Annotated in this window: 5 protein-coding genes; 1 reads left to right on the forward strand and 4 read right to left on the reverse strand. The window is 48.7% G+C overall.

Annotation, left to right across the window (positions count from 1 at the left end; all coding sequences use genetic code 11):
• Positions 1-328, forward strand: a 328-nt coding sequence (locus NB063_RS31865) for a transposase (RefSeq protein ID WP_250933859.1), incomplete at its 5' end; no start/stop codon positions are given.
• Here the strand turns inward: NB063_RS31865 and NB063_RS31870 are convergent.
• The 4 genes from NB063_RS31870 to NB063_RS31885 form a co-directional block, all read right to left on the reverse strand.
• Positions 282-1,124, reverse strand: a complete 843-nt coding sequence (locus NB063_RS31870; RefSeq protein ID WP_322975346.1) for a glycosyltransferase family 2 protein — start codon at positions 1,122-1,124, stop codon at positions 282-284. The two genes, NB063_RS31865 and NB063_RS31870, sit on opposite strands and share 47 nt — an antisense overlap.
• A gap of 41 nt (positions 1,125-1,165) precedes the next feature.
• Positions 1,166-2,053, reverse strand: coding sequence for a glycosyltransferase family 2 protein (locus NB063_RS31875; protein ID WP_250933863.1), 888 nt, complete (start codon positions 2,051-2,053; stop codon positions 1,166-1,168).
• The gene (locus NB063_RS31880; RefSeq protein WP_250933864.1) at positions 2,050-4,059 is read right to left on the reverse strand and encodes a hypothetical protein; all 2,010 of its coding nucleotides are present in this window, start codon (positions 4,057-4,059) and stop codon (positions 2,050-2,052) included. The genes NB063_RS31875 and NB063_RS31880 overlap by 4 nt, the downstream gene beginning before the upstream one ends.
• Positions 4,060-4,245: 186 nt before the next feature.
• A complete protein-coding gene (locus tag NB063_RS31885; protein ID WP_250933865.1) occupies positions 4,246-4,956 on the reverse strand; it encodes an FkbM family methyltransferase in 711 nt (236 codons plus the stop codon).
• Between the last annotated feature and the right edge of the window lie 136 nt (positions 4,957-5,092).

The following is a 5,092-nucleotide window of genomic DNA, read 5'->3' on the forward strand; positions in this document are numbered from 1 at the left end:
GCTGGCCATAGCGTACTATCCCAAGGAGGAGCTGCGAACGTTTTGGGGGCATACGTTTCGCTGGCCGGCCCAGTTGTTCTTGCGGTCCTGGTGCAAGCGAGCGATCACGACAGGACTGGGGCCTCTAAAAACGATGGCCAAAACGTTGCTGCGTCTTGAAGAGGGCCTGCTGAACTACTTCGAGCATCGGATATCATCCGGGCCGATGGAGGGCACCAACAATAAAATCAAAACCGTTCAACGGCAATCTTACGGCATCCGTGATCGCGAGTATTTTGAACTCACGCTCTACTCGCTTCATCAAACGAAGTACGCTTTAGTCGGATGAGCCAAAAAACTCTTGGAATTGTGGTTAAGATCCCGAACAAAAGCCGCACGTTTCGCCCTCTCAGTGCACGCTTGAATTCGGCCAGCAAAATCGTAGACTTCGTACGAAAAGACAATCGATCTTTGCCGTGCCGGACGTACAGCAGCATTCTGTTTCGCTGAAACAACAAGTCATCCTGACGTGAACTTAAGCCGCCATCTGCGTAGTTAGCCACAACCACATCTATGTGCCGCTTTCGAATTTTCGGAGACAAAAACCACCGGAAATTGAACTCCCAATCTGCCACTACTTTGTATGCAGGATCATAGGCACCAAGGATTGCAAACACACGACGATTAAAAAGAATCGCTTGATGAGAAATATTCTTGTCAATTAACTTCTCGTCATCAAATTCTCCATCGTAAAATCCACCGAACCGCGTACTGAACACGTTGCCATACACGACGTCGTCATTATCAGTAACTGCACTGGTCAATTTTTCCAGTGTTTCGTCCTCGTATAACAGATCGTCACTCCCTAAGAAGAGCAGCCATTGCCCTTTCGCAATCTTGATGCCCTTGTTCATTGCGTGATAGACACCACCATCCGGTTCCATAAAGAAACGAAACCGGGCAGACTGATCGCAATACGTTTGAGCAATGCGTGCGGTGTCGTCAGATGACCCGCCGTCCATCATCAAGATTTCGTAGTCTTGCGAAGTTTGCTTCGCAACACTTTCAAGCACATTCGCAAGCGTTCCTCCAGCTTGGAACGTAGGAATGATGATACTGATCGTTGGTGCTGGATATTGATTAATACTAGCGTTTCCTTAGCGACCCAGGGGAATGGCACACGCAATTAAATACTCCAAGGAAGCGTCCCCTCACGCCACTCGCCATTGTGAAACAAAAGATTTTTGTAGCTGAGACTTCGGTACAGATCCGGCCATACATATTTGCTAACCAAATACTGCAGTGGAAAATGACGCATCATCCAATTTCTTTTAGCCGATTTCAATCGACTCAACTTCTTGGCAATGCGCAGCGTTTGTTCGGGGCATTTTTCACGCATCGTTTCAATCGCGACCGTCATCTCTCGCAGACACTCATCGTGATTGTGAATTGCCCGATTTTCAGTGTGAATCCGATAGCCACCTAACACGCAGTCTAACGCGTAGAGTTCATCATAGAGAAAGAACCTAGTCCACAACTCTCCATCGACCATAAACCGAAAGTCCTGATTGATGGCTCCACCTGCTTTTTCCCAAAGGCTTCGTCTCCAGAACACAGACTCTTGCTGTATCCAACCGTCGTTCCCAACGAGCAAATCATAGATGTTTTTTGGGTGCCGAAACGCATTGATCATGGCGCCTTGGCTATTCCAATACCCGTTGAACCCAACGACCCAGTTAACATGCGGGAATTTTGAGAATATCTCTGCAACAGCCTGAAACGCCCATGGTGTGTATTTGTCGTCACTATTTATCCAGGCCATGATTTCACCGGATGTCTTCGCAAACCCCTTATTGATTGCGTGCCCATGGCCGTCGTCTGGTGCACTTTCCCAATAGGCTATCCTCGACTCATACTGCTTGATGATATCCACGGATCCATCTGAACTGCCACCGTCAATTACAACGTACTCCAGATTCGGATAATCCTGCTCAATTACTGAACGAATCGTCTCCTGCAAGAAACCTGCTTGGTTATAGGACGGGGTTACTATTGATATCCGTGGCAAGCTCATCTTCGTCGCAACTCGACCGAATCTATTTGAATCACCTGACTACCTTCGACTTGTATGCGGCACTCTGATATCGACTCTGAAAGCGAGAATGCATAAATTTGATCTAATGCCACCTCGATATCTACGATTCCGGATGCATCCATCTGGAAAACACCCTCTGCTTCTTCCAAACCAATTAAGATCCGGCCCAGTGGACCGTTAGCGGCAAAGTCATTCGTAAAGTAAATCTGTAATTCGCCTTCCTGTCGGTTTAACACTTTGGCATTTAGCGACAACAGCAATCCACCCGACGTAGTAATCGCCCCCGCAAAAATAGCAGAATCGTGATTTTGTTCATCAAGCGTCACGGGCAACTCTGTCGCGGTATGAAAAATAGGCTCGGCGAGATACTCACCAAGGTTGGCAATCCCCGAATTGCGATCGCCCAGCACGATTGGCTGAAGATACAATTCTCGCAACGACGGGCTTGCCTTCAATTGCTTCTTAAACCGGGAGTCTACAACGTCTCGCAAATCATCAGCTGTTTGCACTGAAGGTGCAGTCCAAGAACTCATCGCCTGATTTCGATAAAGGACGACACGATCATTACTCAGACCAATGTGATGCCGATAAAACGACATGTCGTATTTATACAGGCCAGACCCGAACTTTGCGAAAAGATAGTTCCCATCAAGAGTAGGTATCCTCCGCTCACCAGGAACATCTGCAAGCGGTCCAAGCAAAAGGTTTGCCAACTCACCTAATTGCAACCGTCTGGCACGAGCGTCAATGAGATTGTACCGAGCGGCGGTCAATTGAGAACTGGGATACTGAAAGTGCATCAACAATGGGGGCAGGAAGCACAGAACGATTGGTAATACAAATAGGCCTAGACGAATCGATCGATCCTTAATAGCCGAGATAGAAACGGCAAGACCAACGGCAACGACCACCGAAAACCAATAAAACACGATGACAACGTGCTTGAATACGGCGCCTTGCGGACGCCCAATCGCGGTCATCACGATAGCCCCCAACATACATACGGACGCCGCAAGAAGAAACTTGACAACCGACTGGCGACCGGACAACCAGGCGACACGACACGCCAACGCAACCATCACAATCAGGCCTAGGAGCACGACATCTCCCAACCGGGAATCATCGGAAAGGTCCAGCAAATTTAGCCCCGATAATGTGTGAACGATACCGTTTCGCAGCACCAAATAACTACGAGACACGAGCCCAATAAAGCCTTCCGATTCTCCACTTGCCCCCGCCATGACGAGAAACCTACCGGGATAGAGAACGCGAAAGACGTACCAAAGATACGAGCAAACTCCCACAACTAGCAAAACAAACGCCGTGAGATAGCCACAATTCAATCGAACGAATTGCTTTACCCCGAACTCTCGTCGAAATCCGGCGATAAGAAACACCACGAGGATCGGAATGACAATCACGCCGGCTAATTCAATTGCGAGAGCGAGCGACGCCATGACAAGAGAGAGGATCGCATCACGCTTGCGATGCATTGCCAAATACTTCTGAAGAAAGAGCACCGCCGCGCTAGTGAACAGAACAGCCTGCAGATACACCGACAAAATATAATAGCCAGCTACTAAGTGCGGCCAACCGAGCCAAGTAACGAACAAAACGAGAAACAGATAAGACGCACCATCACCTATTCTGAACTCGCGAAACAGAAAAAAGGTAACGACCGGAACCGCAACGAAGATGAGAAAGTAGAAGAGGTTGTAAACGAATGGCTCTGTTCCGAAAGACTGGAGTAGCACCCACATTTCAATTCGAAACAACGGCAGCGTATGGTCTCCATGGACCACAAAAAGCTGATCCCAGAACGATCCATCACCACAAATCGAGACGACTTCAAAGTCGTCGTATCGAAAGTAACCATTCCAAAAATAGGCGCCCCAACAAAGGATGCTCAGCAGCACAGTAGCGATTAGAAAACCGCCTGCGTGATTCGCTCGCCAAAGCTGATTGTCGGAACTGGTTGAGGCCATTTGAAAGCAGGTTGCACTAAGAAGCGAATGCCGTTCGGAAAGTTGATCGGCGTGAAGTCGAAAAGGCACTGCGTTTCGACCTCGCGCAACCACCAATCGATTCGTGTCTACGAAGAGGACGCACGTTTAGAACTCGAATTCCATCATAAATCGGTCGTGGCATTGCGAGCATACTTCAATTCGGACCTACTGATACGAAGAATGCATAAACACCGGGTGGTCTGATCTCAAAAAAAAGATGTCCATTTGCCACAGCGTGGAATCGTAGGGCCTTGCCAGCAGGTCCGACACGTACACCGGCCGAAAACCAACTTTGACGAGTTGATCACACATCTCCCAAAACGGCTTCGCTGTGGGGCTCACTTGATGCAGATAACACTCCATCACAATCGCGATGGTTGTTTCTAATGTCTTCACCGCACCACGAATAATATTGTCTTCATATCCATGAGTATCGAATTTCAGCAGGTACGGCGGCGGCAACGCCGCCTCATCAATTAAATTGTCGAGAGTATCTTGCGGCAATTCGACGGCATTTTCCGTGACACCTCCGTAAACACCGCTTCCGTCTAGGTCGCCAGAAACATCAAACATGAGCGGCTGTTTCGAATCGCCAACAACAATTGGAGAAAAATGAAACATCCCCCCACTCTTTTGCGAAATTTCTGAAAGCATATCTTTTCTCGCCGGAAGCGGTTCACAGAGCAGGTACCTCGCATCCGTGAAGATTTGACTGGCCATCGAGCTCCAACTTCCTTCGGCGGCACCAAGATCCACAACGGTATTTGGCGCGATCCCGATTTGCTTCAACATCCGCAAACCGCTTTCCATGCTCCAATGCCGCTGCGTCACGAAGACGTCCTCTGGTGGCGTCCAGCCCCTCTTTACCAAAGCCATTCGGACGGCGTGTTTTAGGCGTGTTGGGACAAATTTCATTGACAGCAGAATTTAGAAAACGACGGTAACATGAATCCGGCAGCTTGGCCTTCAAGCCAAAATGCCACTTGGTTAGGAGCCTGTTGATTTATGCCCA

This window comes from Aporhodopirellula aestuarii (assembly GCF_023701485.1).
Lineage (GTDB): Bacteria > Planctomycetota > Planctomycetia > Pirellulales > Pirellulaceae > Rhodopirellula > Rhodopirellula aestuarii.